At 52.7% G+C, this 24,453-nt stretch carries 16 protein-coding genes; 2 read left to right on the top strand and 14 right to left on the bottom strand.

Annotated features, from left to right (window positions below; translation table 11 throughout):
* Window positions 1-59: 59 nt before the first annotated feature.
* The 12 genes from J4772_RS26685 to J4772_RS26630 all read right to left on the bottom strand — a co-directional run bounded on the left by J4772_RS26685 (window position 60) and on the right by J4772_RS26630 (window position 20,478).
* Window positions 60-1,232, bottom strand: coding sequence for a M24 family metallopeptidase (locus J4772_RS26685; protein WP_209072159.1), 1,173 nt, complete (start codon window positions 1,230-1,232; stop codon window positions 60-62).
* A gap of 47 nt (window positions 1,233-1,279) precedes the next feature.
* Window positions 1,280-2,188 carry a polysaccharide deacetylase family protein gene (locus J4772_RS26680; protein ID WP_209072157.1) on the bottom strand — a complete coding sequence of 303 codons (909 nt, stop codon included), beginning with the start codon at window positions 2,186-2,188 and terminating at the stop codon, window positions 1,280-1,282.
* A gap of 19 nt (window positions 2,189-2,207) precedes the next feature.
* Window positions 2,208-2,591, bottom strand: coding sequence for a sensory rhodopsin transducer (locus J4772_RS26675; protein ID WP_209072154.1), 384 nt, complete (start codon window positions 2,589-2,591; stop codon window positions 2,208-2,210).
* Window positions 2,592-2,605: 14 nt separating this feature from the next.
* On the bottom strand, window positions 2,606-3,670 hold the full coding sequence (locus J4772_RS26670; RefSeq protein WP_209072152.1) for a LacI family DNA-binding transcriptional regulator: 1,065 nt from the start codon (window positions 3,668-3,670) through the stop codon (window positions 2,606-2,608).
* 37 nt (window positions 3,671-3,707) lie between these two features.
* Window positions 3,708-5,852, bottom strand: coding sequence for a hypothetical protein (locus J4772_RS26665; RefSeq protein WP_209072151.1), 2,145 nt, complete (start codon window positions 5,850-5,852; stop codon window positions 3,708-3,710).
* Between the two features lie 184 nt (window positions 5,853-6,036).
* Window positions 6,037-7,986, bottom strand: a complete 1,950-nt coding sequence (locus J4772_RS26660) for an alpha-amylase family protein (protein ID WP_209072150.1) — start codon at window positions 7,984-7,986, stop codon at window positions 6,037-6,039.
* 619 nt (window positions 7,987-8,605) lie between these two features.
* Window positions 8,606-13,090: a DUF4838 domain-containing protein gene (locus J4772_RS26655; protein ID WP_209072149.1), complete on the bottom strand. Its 4,485-nt coding sequence runs from the start codon at window positions 13,088-13,090 to the stop codon at window positions 8,606-8,608.
* Window positions 13,091-13,205: 115 nt separating this feature from the next.
* Entirely contained in the window at window positions 13,206-14,957 is a 1,752-nt protein-coding gene (locus J4772_RS26650) for an extracellular solute-binding protein (protein WP_209072147.1), read from the bottom strand.
* 81 nt (window positions 14,958-15,038) lie between these two features.
* Window positions 15,039-15,929 (bottom strand): carbohydrate ABC transporter permease, encoded by an 891-nt coding sequence (locus J4772_RS26645; RefSeq protein WP_209072144.1) that lies wholly within the window; start codon window positions 15,927-15,929, stop codon window positions 15,039-15,041.
* A 23-nt stretch (window positions 15,930-15,952) separates the two neighbouring features.
* Entirely contained in the window at window positions 15,953-16,891 is a 939-nt protein-coding gene (locus tag J4772_RS26640) for an ABC transporter permease (RefSeq protein WP_247740859.1), read from the bottom strand.
* A 151-nt stretch (window positions 16,892-17,042) separates the two neighbouring features.
* Window positions 17,043-18,866, bottom strand: coding sequence for a cache domain-containing sensor histidine kinase (locus tag J4772_RS26635; protein WP_209072142.1), 1,824 nt, complete (start codon window positions 18,864-18,866; stop codon window positions 17,043-17,045).
* Window positions 18,853-20,478 (bottom strand): response regulator transcription factor, encoded by a 1,626-nt coding sequence (locus tag J4772_RS26630; protein WP_209072141.1) that lies wholly within the window; start codon window positions 20,476-20,478, stop codon window positions 18,853-18,855. Before J4772_RS26630 ends, J4772_RS26635 begins: the two co-directional genes overlap by 14 nt.
* A 176-nt stretch (window positions 20,479-20,654) precedes the next feature.
* Here J4772_RS26630 and J4772_RS26625 point away from each other — a divergent pair, with 176 nt between their 5' ends.
* Together J4772_RS26625 and J4772_RS26620 are read left to right on the top strand one after the other, a co-directional pair.
* Entirely contained in the window at window positions 20,655-21,518 is an 864-nt protein-coding gene (locus J4772_RS26625; protein ID WP_209072139.1) for a sugar phosphate isomerase/epimerase family protein, read from the top strand.
* Window positions 21,519-21,689: 171 nt separating this feature from the next.
* On the top strand, window positions 21,690-22,292 hold the full coding sequence (locus J4772_RS26620) for a Uma2 family endonuclease (protein WP_209072137.1): 603 nt from the start codon (window positions 21,690-21,692) through the stop codon (window positions 22,290-22,292).
* 10 nt (window positions 22,293-22,302) lie between these two features.
* Here J4772_RS26620 and J4772_RS26615 read toward each other — a convergent pair whose 3' ends face one another.
* Together J4772_RS26615 and J4772_RS26610 are read right to left on the bottom strand one after the other, a co-directional pair.
* Window positions 22,303-23,511, bottom strand: a complete 1,209-nt coding sequence (locus J4772_RS26615) for a Gfo/Idh/MocA family protein (RefSeq protein ID WP_209072135.1) — start codon at window positions 23,509-23,511, stop codon at window positions 22,303-22,305.
* 119 nt (window positions 23,512-23,630) lie between these two features.
* Window positions 23,631-24,452, bottom strand: coding sequence for an AraC family transcriptional regulator (locus tag J4772_RS26610; RefSeq protein WP_209072134.1), 822 nt, complete (start codon window positions 24,450-24,452; stop codon window positions 23,631-23,633).
* Window position 24,453 lies beyond the last annotated feature (1 nt).

Genomic DNA, 24,453 nt, shown 5'->3' with positions numbered 1-24,453 from the left:
ATCGGCCCGCTCGGCAATAAACCGAATGCGGACCTGACTTCTTGAACGTTGCGATTGAATTAAAACTCCAATTCATGAATCGTGCCGATCGGACTGCACAGCAGCTCGCAGCCGTCCTCGCGGATGACCGCGCCCTTCTCCCAGCGGATGCCGAACGTGTCGGTCATGACGAACGTGTCGATCTGGAACGTCATGTTCGGTTGCAACAGGTAGTTGGACGACGTCTCCATCCACGGCGCTTCGACCTCGATCATGCCCGTGCCGTGGCACGGGCCGTACAGATAGTTTTTCTCGTAGCCGTGATCCTTGAAGAACTGATAGAATCCCTTTGCCACGTCGCTCGCGAGAACGCCCGCCTTTAAGTTCGCCTGCGTCCACTCGTGCGCCTTCAGCCCGAACTCGATGACCGCCCGGCGCTCCGGCGTCAGCTTGCCGAGGCTGATCGGCAAGCCGATCGCCGGCGAGTAGCCGTCCACTTTGGCCGACAGGTTAAGCTGCACGATGTCGCCTTTCCCGATGACGCGGTGCGACGAGCGGGAGATCGCGTGGCGAGTCGACTTCTCGCTGAAAATGTACATCGGCAGCCCTTCGTACTCCGCGCCGTTCTCGTAAATAACGCGCTGAGCGACGCCGACCATCTGCGTTTCCGTCACGCCGGGGCGGATCGTGCGAATCACTTCTTCCGTCGCGAGCTCCGTGATCCGGAACCCTTCGCGCATGCACGCGATCTCGTTCTCCGACTTGATGCTGCGCAGCGCGACCATGATTTCGTCCGCGCCGACGATGTCCGCTTCCGGAAAGTTGTTCTTCAGCCCTTCCATCATAACGACGGTCGTATCGAGCAGGCTGGCGACGCCGATGCGCAGCTTCGATCCGGTCAGGCCGAGCGCCTTGAACACATCTCTGTACGTATCCGGCCGAAGCTCGGGATAGCTCGGATTCGCGGATTCGCGATATTCCATCAGCGTAAATTGCTTGTCGATCTTGCCGAAGTCGCTCGCGTACACCGAGCTTTCCGGTCCGACCATGAGCGCCGCGTCTCCCGCCGCCGTGATCGCGACGCCGGCGCGTTCGAACAGCGGCCAGAACCCGCTGAAGTAACGCACGTTCGCGTAGTCCGCTTCGTTCGAGTTGACGACGAGGACGTCCAGTCCTTTATCTGCTACGAGCTTGGCCGCTCGCTGAATTCTTTCTTTGTATTCATGGTCCGGTATTTTTACGTGGTTTGTCATGAGTCTCTATCCCCTATTCGTAGATTACGGTGCCTCTAGTGCCCCGCTTATTTTCCCGCACTTTGTTTGCTCCAGAGTCCCGCAAAATCGTCCGCCCGATGGAACGTCGAGCCCATATCTTTTAATCTATCAATCAAGATCGAGAACTCGCTCATTGCCTTCTCTCCGCACCCGAGTGTCAGGAACCGGTCCGGCGTCACCGTCGCTTCGCCGTAGTGGTAGCTCTCCTGGATCGGAATGAACTCCCACGGATGGAAGTAGAAGCAGAGGACGACGGGTAGGTTGCGCGCTTGCAAAAACTTCACGAACCCGTCGATGCGCTTCATCAGCTCGTCCGCGCTCTTCGTCCGAAACAACGGCCACTGGTCGCGGTCCCTTTCCAACCCCAGATCGTTGCTCTTCATCACCATGTCGGCGAAGTTCGGAATCTCGACGATGTTCATGTCGCCTTCCTTCGTCCAATCGCTTCTGCTCGGATGATACGGCACGAAACGCTCCCGGTAAAAATACATCGGGTAGGACGCGTCCGACACGTAGTTCAGCCGTTCCAGCGAGTTCAGAAGCGCTGTCGAACCCCATAGGCGAGGCGCGCGGAACGAAACCGGCTGATGCCCGAGCACCTGCTGCACCCATTCCGTCGCTTTCTCGATGCGCAGCGGCACTTCCTCCGGCAGCAGCGGCACGACGCCCGGGATCGGGAACAACTCGTCGCCGACCGTCTCGTGGAACAGCGAGTGGCAGCCGACCTCGTTGCCGCTCAGCTTGACGAGCTCGACGCTCTCCAAATTTCGGCGAGCCGCATCCCCCGTATAATAGAAGGTTCCTTTAATGCCTTTCTTGTCGAAAAGCTCGACGAGCGGGCCGGTCGCGTTCTTGACGCCGTCGTAATACGGCGTGAAGCTGCCGACGTCCGTCTCCATGTCGAAACCAAAAATTACGTGCACGTTATCTTTCATCGTTGTCCCAGCTCCATTTCTATTCGCTAAATCCCATCGTCGTATAAAAAGCCATGTTGTCTTGCCGCGTATCGAGCCGTCCGTACTGCACGACGACCGGAGTGTCGCTCTCGACCTTCAGCGCGTACTGTTCCTCTCGCGGAACGACGTATCCGTTCATATCATCCGGGTTGTCGAGCCGCAGACAGCGTACTCTCTCCCCCTCGACCTTCACCTCGATCTCCCGGACCGGTTCGCGATCTGTAAAATACAACGTAAACCTCACGTTTGCCTCGTCGTTCCCCAAGTTCAGCACAATGACTGATTCATGCCCCTTCAGCAGGGAATCCCCCGCCGGCGGCAGTTCACAATCGGGAAAAATCCACTGCATGTTGCCCTGCGCTTTGCCCTGACCCTTTCCCATTTCGTCCTCTCCCTTCAAAGTTGTCTAAGACTCGATTCCCGCAAAACCACAGTCGGCTCCAGCACGATTTTCTCGAATCGTTTTACTTCCTTGTTCCGCTCTCTTCTCATGATGAGATCCGCGGCTATCGCTCCGATCTCGAACGCGGGCTGAACGACCGAAGTGATTCCCGGCCTCAACAGGCCCGTCTCGTCGCTCGCGTCGAAGCAAGCAACCGCGATGTCGCCGGGAATGGTCAGCCCTTTCTCGTAGATCGCCTGGATCGCGCCATAGAGCAGAAAGTCGCTTGCGGCGAACACCGCCGTCGGACATACTTCCCGCTCCAACCACTCCCGCATGATCCGGTAGCCGCTCTCGCGCTTAAATTCACCGACGCCGATCCATTCGTCCTCCAATGCGATGCCGGAATCCGCCAGTCCCTCCCGAAAGCCCCGCGTTCGCTCGGCAGCCGTCGATTGATGCAGCGGTCCCGTTAGCATCGCGATTTGGCGATGACCTTGGTCCGCCAGATGCTGGGCGATAGCCCGGCTCGCTTTGACATTGTCGATGGCCACCAGATTATAGTTGTCCGCCATGCTTGGCAGGTTGTCGATGAAGACGACCGGAATGCCGGCATCGAGATATGGCTGAAACAGCCTTGCATCCGCGCCGACGGTAGCGATGACCAGCCCGCCGACCTGGTTTTGCAGCAGCAGCCGAACGTAGTCCTCTTCTCTACCGACATCCTCGTCCGTATTGCACACGAACACGCTGTATTCGTTCTCGCTGGCTACCTTCTCCACGCCCTTGATCACCTTGGAGCAGAAGCCGTTGGAGATGTCCGCCAGCACGACGCCAAGCGTGCGGGCGCTGCGGCGCTTCAGGCTGCGAGCGATCTCGTTCGGACGATATCCCGTCCGCTCGATAGCCGCCAAAACTCTCTCCCGCGTCTTGGCCCCGACACGCCCGGTTCCGTTCACCGTTCGGGACACCGTGGACACCGACACGTTTAATAGCTTGGCGAGATCCTTCAATTGAACGGCTCCCCGTTCCTGGTCCTCCATTGCAGGGACAACGTTTGCTCTTGGCTCTCGCTGCATCTTTCCCCTCCTTTCCGGCTTCCGGTACAACGTTTGCTCAATTTACGACATCCGTTAGCGCAAGCGATTTGCGATATTGCGCGAACTCGCTGTCCAACACGCTTCGCACTTGAGCGATCTTCCACCGCAAATGATCGGCGTCCGTCATATATTCCATGCTCGGCTCCCAGCCAAGCCGGGAATCGGCTTCCACGAGCGGAATTGTCGCTTCTGCGTTGGCGATTTCCCTGAAGGCCAACTCCTCCATTTGCTCCAGCAAAGCCGTCGCTTTGTCGGTATCCCCTTCGCTCAGAAGTTGCCTTTTCAGCTTCCACCACTCTTTGACATGGATCGTCGTACGAATGGACCGCGCAATAAACTGCCCAACGCCGAGCATAAACGTGCCATCGACCCTTTTGTTCTCCGGCGTCAACGCCAGCGCCCTCTCCAGAAATCCGTTGCCTTCCTCCATCCGGTCCAGCATACGGCCCAGACTGCGCAGCTCCACGTCGATCCGGGATACGCCAAGCGATTGCCGCGGATCTTCCAACGGTTCATAGTCCGTTAATACGATTTCATTCCCGAACATCGCATGCTTTGCTGCCGGCATTTGTACCGCCTTGCCAAACATGGGCTTGCGAAACACAAGCGGATAAGACGGCCCGACGCGGAACGGACCGTACTGGTCTTCGTTCGTCGGAACATAATGCCGAATCGCTTCGCTCCACGCGCTCCACGCTTCCTGCGCCAGAGGCGCCGCTTCCTCGCCGAAGTCACGTTTGGCGATCATCGCCAACGCTTCCTCATAAGTCGGGCTCGGACGCCAATACGCCCATTTGGTCAACTCGCTCACGAACGAAGGCCACCAGCCGTAATGATGCGATTCCATCAGGCCGCTCAGTCCCCAGTCCTCGCGGGCTTTCAACAGCGCCGAATGCCTGCGATTCCATTGGCCTGGGAACGGCTCGTAAGGAATGACGCCGAAATCCCAAGTGAGTCCGCCGGTATTGCTCATGGCGTGCAGCTTAATGCCGCGTTCGCGGGCGACTTCCGCTTCGCTGCGGAAATACTCGCCCGGCCCGACGTTCGACAGCGTGTAATCGACGCACACATGCGTTACATGCTCGTTAAGGATTTGCTCGAACATTTCGAATGTCACTTGCAGCGTAATATTTTCCGGAAGCGCGCGAATGAGCTTGAGGCGGTCTTCCTTCGGCGCATACCCCCAGTTGTACGTCCAGAACACGATGTCCGCATCCGGGTTATGGGCGCGAATCGTACCCGACAGCAGACGAAGCCACTGCGGGAAGTCGTGACACGGCCACCAGCCCGGGCTGGGCTTCGTTTGCGGCTGGTCGGCCGGCCACTCGAGCCGCAGCTTCCCCGTCGTCTTCAAATCCTTGCTCGGGAATTCGCAAGATTCTCCTACCAGAATAACGCCCTTGAAACGAGGGCAAGCCCGAAACACCTTACCGTAAGTACTCTCGTAATAAGCCTGGGCATCCGGGTCGTCCGGATGAAGTCTGCTCGTTAAATAGCTGTACACATAAACATCCAACCCATACAGCTCGGCGCGGTCAACCAGGTAGTTGAAATCCTGATAGCCTTCCGGAGTTTCGTCGACATCCTTCACGAACACCATGATCGCGTCGATGCCCGCATGGGCCATCGCGTTCAGATGAGCATCCGGATAGCGGTCCAACCCCCAGCCGGAATGCGCCATGCGCGGCGAGAACAGCGGCTCTCGGGTAACGTCCATGACTTCTAATACCGGGGCTTCGCGTAAATTCATTTTGTCTTCGAGAAAATAGCTCCCCTGCGCTGCTCCTCTGTCGTCGAACCCGCATACAACGATACGGTCCGCATCTACAACAATCCGATAGCTTCTCGATTTCTCAAGCGCTCCGCCCAGCGCGGGCAGTTGTTCCTTCGTCGCCAGTACAAGGACACGATCTCCGCCAGCCGCTGCTTCCGCGATATTCCCCGTCCGGGTCAAGCGAACGGAGACGTTCATGCTCGTAAACAGGTAGTCCTGCAAATCTTTGGCCGCGTTCATTAGCAGCGGCCCGGCCGCCTCATCCATGACGATGCGCCAGTCCTCCGAAATCTCCGGTTCGCCCGCAACGGCACGGACAACCGGATTGCGGCGATTCGGCTTGTGAACGACTTCGAGCCGTTTGCGAAAATCGTAATTGCGCTCCATCTCTCCCGCTCCTTTGACGCTTGCTCCTCTAACGCAGCTTCACCTTCAAGCTACAAACATTTCCCGATTCGGTATATAGACGATATGGCGCAACATAGACGAAAGGTGGAGAAAACCGCGTTAACGTGCAATAGACAATTTATCGCCGATAGACGTTTTTCCCCAGCGCCGCTCCTCTTAACGCTTAATGCTCCACGACAACCATCGTGTATCCGACGACTTCAGGCAGCGGGATGCGAATATAACCGTCGACCACTTCGTAAGGGAGAGGTTGTTTCGTTGGCGCGACGTACACAGCCTTTGGGCTCTCGCCTCGAATGCTCACGACTCCGCCATGCAGAGTGGCATGCTCCTCGATGACGTTATATTTGTTGCGCATTTCCGGATAAGTGACCTTGACGTGAATCATTTGCATCTGATCCTTGGCCGTCACCGTTACGCGCGCTGTCGATGGAATATGCTCAACCTTGAGGACCGGATCCGGCAGCAGCTGCTCAAGACAATGTTTCAGCATATATTTGTGCTCCGGCATCGCATATTCGCCGTATCCGGCGAAGAGCTGGAAGCAAATCTGGAACACATTCCCCGAACGCAGTACAGCCGGCCATCCCGCGTATTTTTCCGGCGGTGTATAGAAGGTGCCGTGAAAGCCGTCCCATTTGCGGTTAAAATACGGCTGATAGTAATCGGCAACCGTATGCGAGCCCGGTTTTCCGCTCATCTGAATGCCCTGGTTATATATCGCGCACAAGCGGTGCGGAAGGAGCTGCCGGTCGCCCTCCAGCATTTTGAAGTACGAGGCATTCCACGGATCGGGACCGTCGTAGCTCATGTTCCAGTCGTTCATGGCAAACGTCGTTTTCTCCGGATTGAGACCGGAGCTGCCGGTGCTAATAATGCCGCCGCCTTTGGCCAGGTGCGCTTCCAGCTTCTCCCGAAGCAGATTCGTGACCGGTATGACGTCAGGCAGAATAATCACTTTATACTTGGAGATATCCGCTCGCTCGTCCATAATGTCGAAAGAATATTTCAGCTCTCCGAGCATTCTCGCCGCCGCGTTCAAGATCGCCTGACCTTGCGGAAACGCCACATTGTTCGCGCCCATATCGCAGCCTTCCGGCATAATGATGGCGATGTCCGTCACTGCGCGGGCATTGTCCGTCCAAGGTTCATAGCGCTCGATATCGGCGTATACCTCCCCGACCATCCGGTATACATCCGGCTCCAAACCGTCGCGGGGATGCATATGGTCGCCAACCGATGTCGTAATGCCGTTGCTGATTGCATCCCAGCAGTCGTACTCAAGCGAGGCTTTGCTTTTTAATCCGCCGAAATCTCCCCAGCTGGCATGGAACCGACCGGTCATATACACGACTTGCTTGCCGAGGTTGCGCGCATAGGCCGCCTGGGCGGCAAAGTAATCGTAGCTCCACGCGCCCGGCAAGCATTCGATTTCGATGTGAGTGCCCAGTCCGTCGCAGTTGATGTGACCAAGTCCGTTCGGAAAGAAGAAGATGTCATCCCCGATCGCTTTCTTCACGTCCCAGAAAAAATCGATGGCCGTCTGTTTCATGAAGGCAGCAGCGTCCTGGTCATTCAACGGATCCATGCCCCGCTCCAGCATGCTCTCGTTGCACTCGTTCCCATAGCAAGGGTTGATCAAGATGCAATCCAGAAAAATGCCGTCCACGGGATACAGATCAACGACTTCCTTGATCAAACTCAGCAAATAGTCGCGATACCCCGAGTTTAAGCACATGAGCCGGAAAAAGTTCGCCGTCCGATCTCCTTCAATGATTTGACCTTCCTTATTGACCAGACACCATTCACGATGCTTTCGGGCCATCTCGTGATCCAGGCCGACATTAAAATAAGCAACAACGCCGATGCCCAGCTTGTGGCATTCTTCGACCATCTGTCCGAGCATATCGAATTTCATATGCGGGTGCGGCAAACCGATCTTCGTCGGGTAGTAGGCAAAACCGATGTTGCACTTCGCAAACACATTAATAAAATCTACCTTGGCGTCTTTCAACGTCCTTGCGAATTCCTTCGCGTCAAAATTAGCGCCAAAATCGGGGATATCGGGCAAAGTATGAAAATCCAGATGAACAGCCCGTTTTATCAATCTCATGATCGTGCCTCCAGTCCATGTTGAACACCTGTTGCCTAGCAACTTTAATATCAATTAAATCTATGTCTCACAAGCAGAGTTGCTTGAGAGGATCGATGTATAAAGAAGGGGGTGTACCTCCCGGAGACCTATGATTGATCCACAACGTTTCCAATTTACTGGATATTCAACTTTTACGACGGATTTAATTGCAACACTTGAATTTACTCAGGGAAGTTAGTCGGAAAATCGTACAACGTAGCTCGAATCAGGCTTAAACGGCGGACGTTTGTTCGAAAAATCGTACAAAGCCCCTCTGCTCAGACTCAAACGACGAACCTTTGTAGGAAAAACCGTATAAATCAACCAAGATCAGGGATTGTATGCCACTAAAGCGTCTTCGATAATTATACGAACAACTCCTGGAAATTATCTGGAATTGTTGTGGGTCATGATTAGCCCGGAGACTGCCTCATACGCCCCTGAAATGACCTTGTAACGGGTTTACCTATTCCCATTTCAGGAGCGTATAGCATCGGAGGGAGGTACATCCCCCTTTTACCTTGTTCATCGATCAGCACTCAGAGCAACTTGGTTGGCTTAGGGGATAGCCCCGTTGTCGACTCATCGTCTCTACCGATCAGTCTGACAGCTTATACAAAGAGACATCGTCAATGTACAGCTTCTCGCCTAACCAAAACCCGGAATGGTTGATTTTCAGGATCAAGCTGTCAGGCACTTCACCGTTATAATCCGGTTCAACGTCGAACGTATACTCGAACTGCACCCATCTACCCGGCAGCCATGCTACGGGCCTTTCGACCGATGCGATACTGTCGAGGCTGCCGTTTCCATTGCCGATCGTCGCCATCAATTGAATGTTGCCTGAAACGCTGACGTTCATCGGCACGAAGTAATTCAATACGGCTTTGTATTTGCCAGGCGTAATCGATATCACTTTGAAAGGACTGCTATTAGCATTCGTCACGCTCGTCTCCAGGCTGAAACCGCCCGTGCGCTTGAATGCGCTGGTCCGCAATACCGTCGAATTCTGGTCCGTGTAGTACGAATACCATTCGGATGCAAGCCATGGCTCGGAGACCAGGCCTTCTTCGATGGACGGATTCGTGACCGAATTATTCCCCTCGACGAGATGTACGGGTCTGAAATCTTTTGCCGTCCAAGGCGCCCCGCCTCTCCAGCCCAGATATACGGATTGACCGTGGTAATTTCGGAAGAAAAATCCCATCAGCGTCTTTGTTGTGCTTGGACTGACCCCGATGCTGCTGAACGGAATCACCTGAATGACATTCCAACGATCGGTTCCGATCTGCGCGCTTGCTTGCCAATTGTTATCTACGCCTGGCACCGGGCCGGCCGAACTTGAGTTGTAAATGAATTTGACGGCCTTGGGATTGGTGAAGTATCCGGTATACCCTCCGGCCACGTCGCCTGTCACATACGTTTCAACCGAGTCGTCCGCTACTCGCCACCATCCGCCGGGCGCATCGTCGTTCATGATGATACCGGACATATTCGGATCAAAGTTCTCATAGCCGACATACAAATTGTCGGTATCCCACAACAGATACATCCTCGTCTCTGCCGGCGGGGCTTCCGTGGATGTCATATTTAGAAACTCGGTAACCGGCACGGCATCCGTCCAAGGCCCCTGGCTGAAATCAAGCGAGGACAGAATCGTCGCCTTGCTTGCCGTCGTCTTGACCGCGGTCGCCGAATACTCATGAATGCTGTCGATATACGCTTGCACTCGCTGGAACTCCGCAAGGAATTCACTGTCAGGGTCCGTAATCGTGTTCGCATAGCTTTGAAGCGCGGCAATCCATTCTGTCTGTATCCCATCCCACTTGCCGCTATATTGGGCATATGTCGTCAGATTAAGAATCGGATCTCCTTTGAACTGCTCCGTAAGCACCTGACGTTTCATCGCCATATCGAAGCTTTGTTTCACATCTGCCAGCATCGCCAAAGCATCCTGTTTGTTCGTTGGCGCATCGACAGCCCCGCGCGGATAACTGAGTGCCGATGCTTCGAACAGCTCGAAGGCGCGCAGGAGCTTCTCGGCGCGAATTTTTTGCTTGCTTGTCGCTGCGTTGGCAACCGTCAGCTCCAGCAGGCTGCGACTCTCCGTCAAGTCAGCCTTCGTTACCGCGGATAAATAGCTGTGGTCCTGCAAAGGAAGGAAGTTTGCCCTGTCGGCCTTGTTCTTCCAATCAAGATACCAGTCGGTATTCAATACGCGTACGGTCCAGAAGTTCTCCCAGAGATCAAAGTACTGCTCCAAATAGGATGCCGCATCCTCGCCGACCGTTCGCTCATACCATTCGTAAAGCAGAAGGTCGACATCTTGATCGGGATCCCATTGAAGCTTGGCCGACAGCCACGGCTTCGGTCCTTCGCCGAAATTCGGATAGAGCTCCGCCACATGCGCGACTACATTGTGTTCCTTGGCATACTCGTAGTTGTCTGCCATTTGATTCATATACACGCGCGGCAGATTGTACGGCGTTCCGAACAAATATTCATAAAATCCTAAATTGTCCGCTTTCAATTGCCATTGCTCGGTAATATCGTTGCCGATTGCCGCCATATCCGGGTCGATCCAGGTCAAGCGATCATCCGTAATATAAGGAATGACGTGGGAATTGAGCTTAACTGTCGAAGGCGGATCGTATACGTTCCAATAGGCCAGCAATCCGAATTTTTTATCAGGATAATCTTCCAGCACGCCTTCCACGACTTGGTTAACCCAGGCATAGTACACATCGGACATGTCTACGACGCCAATAGAGTTAATCTTGCCATTCGCAAGCGCCACGTCGGCCGCACAATAGTTATCGCTGTCATTGATCCCTAGCGAGAAAGACTTTTCGTTCGGGAAGTTATGGAAGTAGTCCTTGATCCGCCAAATGGCCGCAGCGGCAGTGTCATCGTTAAGGCATGGCTGCCATGCGTACGGATGCGAAGGCACGACGCCTCCCGGATAGTACTCGGGATGGGTTGCAAACACTTGCGGGTCGAACAGCACATTCAAATAATGATGGAACTTGATTGCGTCGTGCATGCGATTACGCTCGGCCCAATCCGCGGTCGTCTGTAAGGTGTACCAGGCTTCCGTGCCGAAGAAATGGCGGGATATCGCAGCGGGTTCATCGATGACCAACGTAAACGCAACAACCACATCGTCCTGCTGCGGCACGTCTTCTCCATCGGGTCCCGGCATTAGCCAGCGTACGCCGACATAACGTTCAAGGAACTCATAAACGCCGAACTCCGTTCCCGATCCTGTCGGTCCGCTAATCGAAAGGTCTTTCCCGTAAGGCATAATGACAAATCCGTCATCGTTCAGGTTTTCCATTTTGACGGCGACGGCGGCTTCTGCCCCAGGTACGCTCTTGCCGATATAAATGCGGACGTCATCGTCGTACGTATTTCCCGAAGCGGTCAGCTGTGCCGTAGTCATAATCGGCAAAACCGCGCCCGTAGATTTCTGAACATATTCGGCTAACGTATTGGCGAAAGAGCTTAAGCTTGCATCGTCAACGACGATTACCGCCTGCGCCTGCCCGTTCGCCACAACGCTCAAATCCGCTCCGGGTTCGATCGTGACGTCAATGACGGAAGTTGCGCCGATAGTCACGTTAAATGCGCTCGAAATGCCGTCGGAATAATGATCCTTCGATACGATGATTTTGTAGGTGCCTATGGGCACATTGCTAAAGGCGAAAGCCCCGCTTGGATCCGATTCGGCGGTCTTCGTTACAGGGCCGACCAGCGTGACTTCGGCGCCTTCGATACCGATAGGGTCGGGACCGAACACATGCCCGCTTACTGTGCCGTATTCCTGTGTCGGCTCCGGTGAGGTTGCCGGCCCGGGCGTACCAGGCGCACCGGATGAACCCGTCATCCCCGTCGTCGATCCGACACTGGCTCCTGCGCCTTCCTTCTTCAATGGCTGTCTTGCGAATGTCGATGATTTGGCGCCTTCATGAAGGACTGCAAGTTTTATTGTTCCTTGACCGAGCGCTTGTGTAACGGCCTCCAAAACTAGCGATTCGATTACAGCTTCATCAGCCAAGCTTAGGATTGCCGGCGTCAATATCGTCAGCGAGGCGACAGTCGTCGACCCTTCCAGCAGAACGCGAACGTTGCCGCTCCTTTTGTCGACGATAACGGTCGCAAGCGTCGAGTTCAGGAAATGGATGCTATTCGAGCCGCCGCCGTTCACTGTCGTCTTGCCGATCACCGTAACATTGTTCAAGGTTACATCGCCCTCGCCGATCCCTGCGGCGAGCAGCAAATCCCCCTCGATTTTCATATTGCGCAGCGTGACTCCGGGAACGTTGACGATAACGTCTTTTTTGACCGTTTGCACATTGTCGTCGGGGCCATAGACGCCGGCTTGGTCGTAAGTCATCCGCTGTCCGCCAAGCGACACGATGCTGCGATCCAGCACAACGACCGCTTCGGCGCGCGTCATGGAAGCTTCCGGCCGGAAGCTTCGTTTGCCGTCCCCGATCATAATCTGCCCGGCAGCAACGGCTCCGACGGCAGCTTTGGCCCATTTCGCGATTCGCTCGGCATCGCTGAAGGTATTCGCGGTATCGCTGTCATCGGCCAGCTTCAGCAAACGGCTCAGCATGACCGCGGCTTCTTGCCGGCTGATCTGTCGGTTCGCTCCGATCGTGCCATCGGCATTGCCTTGGACGTATCCGGCTTTAACCGCTATGGCAACCTCCTTATAAGCCCAATCGGACGAACGCAAATCCGTGAAGCGGATCGGCGCCTCCTCCGTGAAACCTAAAGCCCGGTTCGTCAGCGCGATCAACTCGCCTCTTGTAATCGGCTGATTCGGCTTCAGACTCCCGTCGGAGTAACCTTTAATAAGTTCCATGCTTTGCCATTCGAGCAGCTGTTTTTCCGCCCAATGACCGCTTATATCCGAAATTGCAGCCTGTAACGAAGGAGATACAGCATCATTGCCCGGAGTAGCGTTCCCCTCGCCGGCAGCAGCTCCGAACGCATTGCCATAGCCCAATCCGATTAAACTTGCGATCAAGAGAACTATCGTACATGCCCGACCGAATGATTTTATTGTCATCATCCATGCCTCCTCTTCAGGATCACTGAATCATGCAACCGGTTTACTGCGCATTCGAAAGAAGGGATAAGACGCTAAATCTCCTTATCCCCTACTCCGAGCTTCCCCTGATACTTCTCTATTTCTTAACGCGAGCGATCGATTGCGGCCACATCTCATCCCAATAGGCTTTGGACTTGTCGAGTCCCATCTTGTAAAGCTCGTCGATGACGTTCTTCTTCTGCGTCTCGTAATCCGCTTCGGATTTGGCCAGAATGACTTTCGGCATCGCTTTCCACATATAATCTTTAATCGAATCGTCGATCCGCTTAATATCATCCGGCGGCGTACCTAAAGCCACACTGCCCGACGTATCGAACACCATCAAGTCGACTTTGCCTTGCGCTGCCATTTTCTCGATGGCATCTCCCGGATAATCGCCGCCGTAATGCTTGGCATAATCCAACTGATATTCTTTCCACTCAATACTCTTAATGAGAGATTCAGAGTTTAAATCAAATGCCACTCCCTCGTCGGAATTGACGGTATAATCGCTTAAACCGTAAATATACGCATACTTTGTAACGCCGATTTTTTCCGCCTCTTCGATATTTTCGCGAGCTTTGATGAAGCTTTCCAGAAATACCGGTTTATTGTCTACCTTATCCCACTGCTTCCCTTGGATGCCTCTGGTTAGTAAGTTCATCCCCTCATTGCTGTAAAGATAATTCAATACCTCCATTGCTTTCTCCGGGTTTTTGGAGTTTTTGGCAATCGCGAACGCTCTGCCGGCCTTCCCGATGACCGATACGTTTGTTTTGTAAATAGAGTGATTCTCCATCGGAATCGTGACAAATCCGGCATCAGGTATAGTCGCGAGCGCTTCGTTCGCGCCTGCTTGCCACCAAGCTCCAATCCCCGATAGTACTTGCAGATTCGTCTGCTTGTTCTGGTATTGGTCCAAATTCTGAATAAACGATTCCGGATCCAGCAGCCCCATCTGATTCGCCTTGAAGAAAAACTTCATGCTATCCCAGAAAGCGCCGTCCTCTTGAGCCAGGAAGTTATAGAAGTTGCTATCGGCATCAATCATGTAGTTGCCCGGACCATCCATGTAACCTTGAGAGAGAGCCATTTGAACGTAGAACGGATATAAGCCCCAACCCGCTTTTTCTACGAATGAAGACAAGCCGTATACTTTTTTACCGTCTGCCGTCGTTGGATGCTTCTCCTGCATCGCTTTCAATACATCGAGAAAATCGTCAGGGCTTGTAATCGGTGGGAAGCCTAGCTCTTTGTAATAATCCCACCTCGTCAGATAACCGGCGCCGTAATCGGTGAAAGGCACCTTGGCAACCATTTCCTTCGTTGCGCCTACCTGCATCGGAAGCAGGTACAGCTTTCCGGTGTCAGCGCTTACGTACTTACGATAATAATCCAGCGCTTCCGTATTTTTTGCGATATCCGGTCCCTTGCTCTGAACCAGATCGTCAAGCGGAAGAATGAGATCGCCTTCAATCAATTGCTTGTAATCTTCTTCGAAGGAGAAAATAATGTCCGGCAGTTCGCGGCTCGCCATCATCAGCTTGAATCTGTCCGCATTCTGATTAATAAACTCGATTTCGACGCCCAACCGCTTCTCCAACTCTTGCATGACTTCGTCTGTCTGACGCCCCTCGTTCTTCAAAGGAACATTCCCGTAATAAAAAGTAAGCTTCACAGGTTCTGTGTTCTGGCTTGCTTCCGGCGTCCCTTGTGATGCGCTGCTCCCGGCGGAGGCGCTTGGCGATGCATTGTTGCCCCCCTTGTTGCCGTTACTGCCGCTGCATCCTGCAACTACGAGTACCATGATCAAGGAAACGAATAGCCATGTTGCTTTTTTTCTGATCATTCCTAATCCTCCCATAGTGACGTAATCATCTATATTGAAAGCCTGTCTGCGGTGAGCAGCCAAGACCGTTCAATCGTTGCATTAGCCTTTTACGGCCCCTAACATAATTCCTTTGACAAAATAACGCTGCATGAACGGGTAAACGAACAGAATCGGCAACGTGACAATCATCGTCATCGTCATCTTGATCGACTCCGGCGTAAGTTTGTGCGCGGCGCTCTTATCCAGGAGGTCCGACGGATTCATATTCGCCATCGCGGCCGCGGAGTTCAAGTAGTTATACAGCATGACTTGCAACGTCTGCAGACTTGGCTTCGAGACGAGAAAGTAATTGTCTTGCCAGGCGTTCCACTGCCCTACAGCGGCAAAGACGACGATCGTGGCGATAATCGGCAGCGAGAGCGGCACGATAATTTTGTTAAAAACCGTCCAATAGCCTGCGCCGTCCATCATCGCCGACTCTTCCAAAGCCGCCGGCAATTGTTCGATATACGTCTTGATCAGGACAATATAGAAACCGCTGATCGCCGATGGCAGCACATACAGCAGGAAGTTGTTGTCGAGATGCATGAATCTCATCGTCAAGTACCACGGAATGAGACCGGCGTTGAAATAAAGCGTAATGACAACAAACCGATAAATGAATTTGCGGAAGTACAATTCCTGCTTGGTTACGATATAGGAGAAAAAAGTACAGCACGCTACCGTTATGATCGTTCCGATGACCGTACGAAAAATCGAGATGACTGCCGTCGAATATAACGCCGGCGTTTGCAGCAATTTCTCGTAATTGACGAAATTGAGCCCTTTGGGCAGCAGCAGCAGTCCGCCTGCCGCTTTCACGGGATCGCTGATCGTATAGATCAATATATAATAGAAAGGATAGGTGCAGGCAAATGCAACGATCAGGAAAAATGCGAGATTGCAGCTATGAAATAAAGTTTCCATGAAGTTTGTACGTTTCGTATTCAAGCGGGCACCTCCTTACAGCGCAATTAGATGATCGATTGGCCGCGGATTTTCTTGGCCAACTGATTTACGGCAAACAAGAGCACGATACTGATTAACGTTTTCCACATGCCCACTGCGGTGGCGAACGGATAATCGTTGCCATGGAAGGCTACGCGATAGATGTAGTAATCGAGCACCTCTAACTTGTCTGCAACGAGCGGATTATAAAAGACGAAAAATTGGTCGAAGCCGTTGCTCAGCATATTGCTTACATTTAACAGCAGAAGGACGATAAACGTCGGCATCAATCCGGGCAGCGTGACGTGCCATATGCACCTGAACCGCCCCGCCCCGTCTATTTTGGCGGCGTCGAACAGTTGCGAATCCAGACCGGCAATCGCCGCAAAATAGATGATCGCGGACCAGCCCGTGTTTTTCCAGATGACGATCGCCGTCTGCACGTACCAAGCGGTATCCGGATTGCCCAGCACGTTAACCGGATTTTTAATCCAGCCGAATTGCGTCAGCAGCGTATTGAAAATACCCTCGAACGAAAAGATGGAAAAAACGAGAGAGAACACGATGATCCAGCTAATGAAATAAGGCACTGTCGTTACCGTTTGAACAAACTTCTTTAACCTGCGGCCGCGAAGCTCGGATAGCAGAATGGCAAAAACAAGCGGCAATGGAGAGGTCAGAATATTCAAAAAACTCATAACGAGCGTATTGATCAACACTTTCCCGATTTCGCTATTTGCGCCAAATAACAAGCGGAAGTATTCCAATCCGGCAAATGGCGTCTCCGACAGCGGAATGCCGGGCTTATACTTGAAGAACGCATACGCCCATCCGAATAACGGCACATAGCTGAATGCGATGACGAGCACCAGAAGCGGCAATATCATCAGAAACAACGACAATCGCCGCCATGTAATTTTCGGTTTCGGCTTCGGGATGGGGGAGATTGTAATCGGGGCTTGCATAGGCTGCTCCTCTCTAGTCGTCTTGGCGAAAGATCCGTTAAGATGAATTATAGAGAGCTGCAGCCGAAGGTTAAATAAACGGAATTACGATTATAGGCACTCGCTTCCTGTCCGCCTACTTGTTTGGACAGAAAGCGAGCGCAATTATGCACTAGATTACGATTTTATGCGGAAGGGCCAACGTCACCCGGGTTTCCTCCCCGACAACGCTATGGATCGAGAGACCGTAGTTTTCTCCAAAATGAAGCCGTATTCGCTTCTGGACGTTTAATAAGCCGATGCCAAATTGCGGAACTTCCCCTGTTAACTGATCGCCGCTTGCAAGATAAGCCTGAAGATCGGCAAGCTCGCTGCTCGAAATGCCTCTGCCCCGATCCTCGATCTCGAGAACGAGCTTGTCCTCCTCTTCTCTGCCCTCCAATGCAATAGTGCCGATGACTTGATTGGCTTCCATGCCATGTACGATCGCGTTCTCGACGATCGGTTGAAGCGTAAAACGTAGTACGTTAGCGTTGAGCAGCCTTTCCGGCAAGCGATATTCCATGACGATATGCTCGCCGTAGCGAATATTCATGACTTTAATATAGCTGTTCAAATATTGGATTTCCTCCCGTAAAGTCCACACGAGCGCTGGATTGTTATAGATCGGCTTAAGCAGATTCGATAGAAATGTGATGCTGTCGGCGACGTTTTTCGCTTGAGCCGCAATCGCCATCCACTTGATCGTATTTAACGTGTTGTATAAGAAATGCGGCTGCAATTGCGATTGCAGCAAACTGATTTCAATCTGCCGCTTCTCCTGCTCCGCTCCTTTGTTCCGTTCTACCAGCTCGTAGATGCTTTGCGACATCCGGTTAAATCCCCGGGTCAGCATCCCGATTTCATTATCGACATTCTCCAAGGTGACGCCTAACCGGCCTTTTTCCACCTCCCCCATCCCCTTCGTCAGACGCTTGAGCGGCATCGTGATTTTGCGAATGAAATAAAAGGATAAAATCAAGGCGATAACGACATTGCCAAGGACAATCCACATCATCTTGCTCCGCAGCGACCAGATGTCCCTGACCAAATCGCTGATTTGCACATATCGGACTAATGTCCAATCCGTGTCCGCCATACGGTAGTAGATAATTTGTTTATTTTGCTCGATAAAGCTGCCGTACTCGCTAGCGCCCCGCTCCAACAATTGCAGGGAAGCCATCGAGCCGATCGCCGATTTATTGGAGCTGGACACAATATTGCCGCTTCCATCATAAAGAAAGGTCTCGTCCTCGCTGAATTTGGACAAGTTGCCGTACAAATCTTCCAAGCGGCTTTCATTAACGCTAATCACGAACGCATTCCATCTTTTGCTGTAGATCGTGCTGAACCCGCGGACAACTGAAATCATCGGTTCGTTCAGCGGTCTGTAGCTCAAGTCGCGAAGCAGCCGCTGCGACACCTCGGGTCTCACCCATAGGATGTCGCCCAACGTTCGGCCGGCGTCTCCGTATGTCGCGGCGATTTCCTGCCAATGCTTCTGATCCTCGTCGCTCACCGCGATCGGTTCGTCATCGCGCAACCCGATAATCGAGCCGTCGGACGAGAAAAAATAAATCGACGAAATAAAATCGTAATTTTTGAGAATCAGCGATAATTGGTTGAGGAGCCCGTTGATCTGGATGACATCCTCCGCGTCGTAATTCTTCCCGTCCTTTTCCTTGTTCATATAGCTTTCGATTTCCGGATTAAGCAGCAGCAGCTTCGATACTTTGTCCATCTCGGCGCGAAACCCTTGAATACGTTGTTCCGTCTGCTGGAATAGTCTTAACGTCGAGTCCTCGCTGCGCGTTTTCAGAATGTCCAGTACGCCGTAGTAGATCAGTATCGAGCTTAATACAAGGACGATGATGCTCATGATCATGAACGTAAGCACAAGCTGGGCGCGAATACTCTGCCACAATCTGCGGATGACGGTCCGGCTAATGCCCTTCATCGTTCGGCTCCCCTTCCGCATCCCGGTGCATCGTCCATTCTCTGCGATATTCCTTCGGCCCCATTCCTGTCAACTTCTTGAACGCCCGGCTAAAATAGCTCTGATTGGCGAATCCGGTCTGTTCCGCAATCACGTAAGTTTTACTGAAGGTGCCGAGCAGCAGCTCTTTCGCCCTGTCAATCCGATATTGCAGCAAATAATCGGCGTAATTAATGCCTGCTTCTTTCTTGAACAAGCTGCTTAAGTAATTCGGACTGACATGAACGACCTCCGCCAACTCCGCCAGCGTAAGCTCCCTTTTATAGTTTTCATCGATATAACGAATGACATCGGATACCTCTTTGCTTAACGTTGTTTTATTGGACAAGAAATCCCCGATCGTATGCAGATAGGTACGAAAAATATCCGCCAGCTCCTGCAGAGTCCGCGCCCCAGCCATACGATCGCTATAATCCGCAACGAGCTCCGGCATATTCGCTTGGGACAGCCGGACGGTGAGCGCAGCCATGAGCACCCAGACCTTGAATGTACGCTTGATATCCGCCGCATTCACAGCATCGTCCTGGGTCAGAAACGTACGCATCGTGCGTTCGAGCGTTTTTTTCGCGGCATCGTTCGTTTGCCAATCCTGCACAAGCCGAAGAAGATCGCTGCCGATCTGTTCCGGGATACGCATAGGCTGCTGTCCGCCTACATAAGTGTTTGAGCCGACGCCGAGAAAAAATCGATCTTCCAGCTTGGCCAGGCACTCGCTATACTGCTCTTTCATCGATGGGTAGCCGATCTGCGGACGATTGATGACGAATGAAACGGAAATGTTGAAATACATGTTTAGGACACTGCGAATGTGCTCGACGATCGTGTTCACCCTATCGGTTATCGATTGTTCGCCGCTGCATTCGTCGAAGCCGAATACGAGCAAATAGCGGCTGTCCGCATCGGCGAACGCTTCTCCGCAGCCGTAGTTCGTCAACACTTCGCTTAGCACGTTTAATAGCGACATGCGGACGAGTTGTCCTTTCTGGTCTTTAAACCGCTTACATAACAGGTCGAACCTGTCGATTTCCATAAGCGTCACGACTATTCGATGCGGGTGCAGCCGCATGTTCAGGTTTGCCGCTTTGGCCGTAAACTCAGCTTCGCTATATCGCGTTCCCAGCAAGTATTCCTTCATGAGATTGTCTTTCAGAATATGGATATCCACATCGCTGCGGGTATGCGCCGATTTGTGCAGCCGATCGAGCCTGTCCCTGATTTTGGCCAATACCGTTCCCATATCTTCTGTGGTCATTTCCAGCTTCAACATATAGTCCTGCACATTGTGGGCCAACGCCTTGCGTACCGTCTCGAAATCTTCCACGCAAGTCAGAATGACAATCTGCGCATCCGAATTCATTTCGCGTACTTGGGCAATCAGCTCCATGCCGTCCATGATCGGCATCTTAATGTCCGTAATGAGCAGTTCCGGCATTTCCCGTCGATAGATTTCCAGCGCTTCCTGACCGTTCGCGACATCCGCGATCACGGTCATATGATATTCGCTCCAGTCGATCGAATGCTTAAGCCCCATTCTCACGAGCATCTCGTCCTCGGCAATCAATACCCGATACATATCCGGTCCCCCTCCATGATGTCGGAAGTTACAACCCTAATATAACAACAAAACGACACGTTTTCCTTAGGGTTCTGAATTATTTCCGGGTAAAGCTGACTAAATTCAATTTCTCTCCCGGCGTGCAATGGCTATAGTGAGGGGAGTCTTGTAAACAATGACAGGCGGTGCAGAAAATGAAATGGGGAATGAGCACTTACAGCTTAAGCAGAGCGATTATAGCGCAGGAAATGACTGTGCCGGACGTGATCGAATGGACGAAGGAAATCGGCGGCGAGCATGTTGAAATCGTACCGATCGGCTACGATCTGACGCAGCAGCCGGAGCTTGTTCCGGCAATACGCCGCAAAGCCGAGCAAGTCGGCATCGACATCTCGAATTACACGGTCGCGGCCAACTTCGTATGCGAGGATGAATCTGCCTATCGGGAAGAGATCGAACGAGTCAAACGGGAAGTCGATATCTCGGTTGCCCTGGGCGTGAAGCTGTTCCGTCACGACGTCGCATCGAGACCGACGGAACAATCGTCGATCGTTTATTTCCAGAACGATTTGCCAAAGCTTGCCGAGGCGTGCAGACAAATTGCCGAATATGCGGCCGACTTCGGAATTACGACAAGCGTAGAAAATCACGGGTTTTACATGCAGGCCAGCGAACGGGTAGAAAGCCTGATCGCCGCGGTCGGACGGCCGAATTTCAAGACGACGCTGGACATCGGCAACTTCATGTGCGTCGACGAAAGTCCGGTCAGAGGCGTAAGAAATAATGTCGGTCTGGCCTCGATGATTCATCTGAAGGATTTCTACCTGCGTTCCAAGCATCTCAATCCCGGCAACGGGTGGTTTCAGACTGCCGGCGGCGATTACCTTCGGGGCGCGATCGTCGGGCAGGGCGATATCGACATCCGGGAGGTGCTGCGCCTCATTAAAGCTTCCGGTTACGACGGATATATCTCCATCGAGTTCGAGGGATTGGAAGATTGCCGATTCGGGGCCCAAACGGGTCTGGAGAATGCGAAGCGCATGTGGGACGAAGCATAACCGGACGCAATCGGAGTTATTTACGCACGGTTCTGCCCCTCAAATTGACAGTTCATGGAGACTCATGCATAATGGAGTAAATAATTGTCGGGGAAGCACCTCGCAAAGATAAACACACGATGTGTTTCTTTGCTGAGGTGCTTCTTTTTTCCGATAAGGAGGAGAACTGTCATGAGAGAGAAAAAGAAAACGTACGAAGAGGTCATCAAGGAGTCGCCCGTTACTTACGAGTTGTACGCCAACATGATCGACGACGGCAACCGCTACGAGATTTCCGATGGTGTACTGGAACTAATGAGCCCTTCCCCGACGACTACGCATCAGATGATATGTTACAAGATGCTATTCCGTTTAGAAACCAGTTGCGAAAACGAGTTCATCATTGTTCCGTCGCCGATCGATGTCATCCTGTCCAACACGGAAGTTCGGCAGCCGGATATCGTCATGATCCATCGCAGCAGAATATCGATCATCAGCAACAGAGGCGTTAACGGCGCTCCCGATCTTGTCGTGGAAATTACATCTGTGCATTCGCGCAAGCGGGACAAGGTAAAGAAGCGCACCGTGTATGCGAAATACGGCGTCCCTGAATATTGGATCGTTGATCTTTCCAACTTTACGCTGGAGCAATACACTCTGGACGGAGATCGCTACGAACTGATCGAGGTTTACGCCGAAGACGACACGATCAGTTCGAAGACGGTTCCGTGCGCCTCGTTCAGCATGAACGAGATTGTGCAAAGCCTGCCTGTACATCCGGATATGCTAGAGTAAGAGCATTTTACTATAAATACTTATAGCGGGATCGGTTCTTCGTAAAATCTGGGAATGCAACCGGCTTGCCGTTCGTCGCCACAGACTGGACCGACAGCGGGAATACGCAGCTGATGGCGACGGAATCGTAGACGTCAACCGCCGGACGGCGTCCTTCTTGAACGGCCGAGGCGAATTCCCCCATCACAAAATAGTCTCCGCCGAACCCGGCCTCTTCCGCCTTGGCCCGATCCTTCTTCCAGGACGGATGCTCATATTCGGAGGCGAGATCCCAGATCGACTGCCACTGCACGGTCCCCTGATACGACCTGTCGGGCGATTGGCTATCCAGCCATACGAGCGGATCTTCCCCATCGCGCCGGGCCGACAGGAAAGCGCCTTTCGTCCCTTGCAATCCGAAGTGCGCGTAATTGAACGGACGAGCGGAGGAGAAATCGTTCCGCAAATAAATGACGGCTCCCTGTTTCGTTCGAATCAGGGTTAAGGATGAATCGCCTTGCTTCCAATATTCCGGAGACGCTCCGGGATGATCGGTCCCGAACATTTCAGCAAAATAACAGCTTTGGGAAGAAGGCTTCGAGACGATCGTCGTCATATAGTCGAACTCGTCTCCGCGGTGGATGCCCAGCCACTGGGATACCGGACCGAGCGAATGGGTCGGGTAGTTGTTGCCGTTATAGTCTCTCAGCATCTCGCCCCGCCACGTCAAGCCGCCCGCCTCATTATGGGAAATTGCCCGCAAGTCGTGTATATAACCGCACTCGGCGTGGGTGAGCTCTCCGAACGCGCCTTGATCCGCCATGTTCTTGACCATCATGTTCAAGCGGAAGTAATTGAAGTTCTCGGCCATCATGTAAATCATGGCTGTCTGCTCGGCCGTCTCGACGAGTTGCCAGCAATCTTCAATCGTATTGGCGGCGGCGACTTCGCTTAGCACATGCTTTCCAGCTTTCATCGCTTGCACGGCCTGCTTGGCATGCAGCATCATTGGCGTTGCCAACAGCACGGCATCGATCGAAGAATCGTCCAGCAGCGCCTCGAAGCTCGTATACGTCTTGATTCCGGGATGATTCGTCCGCCAATTGTTCAAAACGGCTTCATTCAGATCGCATACGGCTTCCAGTTGGACTTTATCAGGCATCATTGATACGGATTTGCTGTAACAGCCGCCGCGAACTCCGCCCACGACGGCCAATCGTACCGGTCCATTTGCTCCCATTGCTGCATTCTCTCCTTAGGCGTATACGCCAACTTGTTCAAAACTACATTTTTACTATAGTCTTGAACGGGCTCGGAGAGGTATTGAAATAAGTAAGGCGTATCCTGAAAATAATCAGGTCATTGCGGCCGCGCCCTGGAACGATTCCGATATTCCGTAGGCGTCATGCCGGAGTGATGCTTGAAAAATTTCGCGAAATAATCGGGCTCGATGCCGACTCGCTCGGCAATCTCGTTCACGCTCATCCCTGTCGAAGATAGGAAAATGCACGTATGCTCAAACCTTAACTTCGTGATGTACTGAATTGGCGGGCAACCGACCATTGTTTTGAACACCTGAATGAAATAGTGCGGATGAAAATGAACGAGCCCGGCCAGCCTCTCCACCGACAGCTTCTCCGACAAATGGCTTTCGATATGCTGCAGCACCACGTTAATCGCTTCCAGCGGAGAATGTCCGGTATCGGTAAATTTGCAAAGCGGACTGCTCTCAATGTAGGTGCACAGAAGCTGGAGCAAAATCGTTTTGCAGCGCAAGGCCGACGTCATATGATGTCCTGACGCGTAATGAAGAAGCTCGCGAAACTGCTTCTCAATCGCCGAGCGATCTTTGGCATCGATCATGGCGGACAGCTTGATTAAGTCGAAAAGCCGAGTTTCTCCAAGCGAAGCCGTAAAATGGCAATAATACTTGGCGAAACGTTCGTCGTTCGAGGAAGTCGTAATCTGCGTTCCTTCAGGCAGCAGCACAAGCTGGCCTGCCGAAGGGCGAAGCTCTTCCTCATTGTTGCGAATTGTGCAGCTGCCGTCCGTGATATAGTAGAGAAGATTATATTCGTAATTTACATTCGAGTAAGACCAGTTCGTACCGACATGCCGGTAGGAAACCGTAAATATGGACGTTTGGATGTTGGCCAGATAGTTTCCGAAGTTCTCTCGCATT

The sequence above is a fragment of the Cohnella sp. LGH genome, assembly GCF_017671885.1.
GTDB classification, from domain to species: Bacteria; Bacillota; Bacilli; order Paenibacillales; family Paenibacillaceae; genus Cohnella; species Cohnella phaseoli.
This window is presented reverse-complemented; position numbering and strand designations above follow the sequence as displayed.

Excerpts from the sequence above, each read along its gene's own strand:
- J4772_RS26685 (WP_209072159.1), bottom strand. The coding sequence starts at position 1,232 with ATGACAAACCACGTAAAAATACCGGACCATGAATACAAAGAAAGAATT.
- J4772_RS26680 (WP_209072157.1), bottom strand. The coding sequence starts at position 2,188 with ATGAAAGATAACGTGCACGTAATTTTTGGTTTCGACATGGAGACGGAC.
- J4772_RS26675 (WP_209072154.1), bottom strand. The coding sequence starts at position 2,591 with ATGGGAAAGGGTCAGGGCAAAGCGCAGGGCAACATGCAGTGGATTTTT.
- J4772_RS26670 (WP_209072152.1), bottom strand. The coding sequence starts at position 3,670 with ATGCAGCGAGAGCCAAGAGCAAACGTTGTCCCTGCAATGGAGGACCAG.
- J4772_RS26665 (WP_209072151.1), bottom strand. The coding sequence starts at position 5,852 with ATGGAGCGCAATTACGATTTTCGCAAACGGCTCGAAGTCGTTCACAAG.
- J4772_RS26660 (WP_209072150.1), bottom strand. The coding sequence starts at position 7,986 with ATGAGATTGATAAAACGGGCTGTTCATCTGGATTTTCATACTTTGCCC.
- J4772_RS26655 (WP_209072149.1), bottom strand. The coding sequence starts at position 13,090 with ATGATGACAATAAAATCATTCGGTCGGGCATGTACGATAGTTCTCTTG.
- J4772_RS26650 (WP_209072147.1), bottom strand. The coding sequence starts at position 14,957 with ATGATCAGAAAAAAAGCAACATGGCTATTCGTTTCCTTGATCATGGTA.
- J4772_RS26640 (WP_247740859.1), bottom strand. The coding sequence starts at position 16,891 with ATGCAAGCCCCGATTACAATCTCCCCCATCCCGAAGCCGAAACCGAAA.
- J4772_RS26635 (WP_209072142.1), bottom strand. The coding sequence starts at position 18,866 with ATGAAGGGCATTAGCCGGACCGTCATCCGCAGATTGTGGCAGAGTATT.
- J4772_RS26630 (WP_209072141.1), bottom strand. The coding sequence starts at position 20,478 with ATGTATCGGGTATTGATTGCCGAGGACGAGATGCTCGTGAGAATGGGG.
- J4772_RS26625 (WP_209072139.1), top strand. The coding sequence starts at position 20,655 with ATGAAATGGGGAATGAGCACTTACAGCTTAAGCAGAGCGATTATAGCG.
- J4772_RS26620 (WP_209072137.1), top strand. The coding sequence starts at position 21,690 with ATGAGAGAGAAAAAGAAAACGTACGAAGAGGTCATCAAGGAGTCGCCC.
- J4772_RS26615 (WP_209072135.1), bottom strand. The coding sequence starts at position 23,511 with ATGGGAGCAAATGGACCGGTACGATTGGCCGTCGTGGGCGGAGTTCGC.
- J4772_RS26610 (WP_209072134.1), bottom strand. The coding sequence starts at position 24,452 with ATGCGAGAGAACTTCGGAAACTATCTGGCCAACATCCAAACGTCCATA.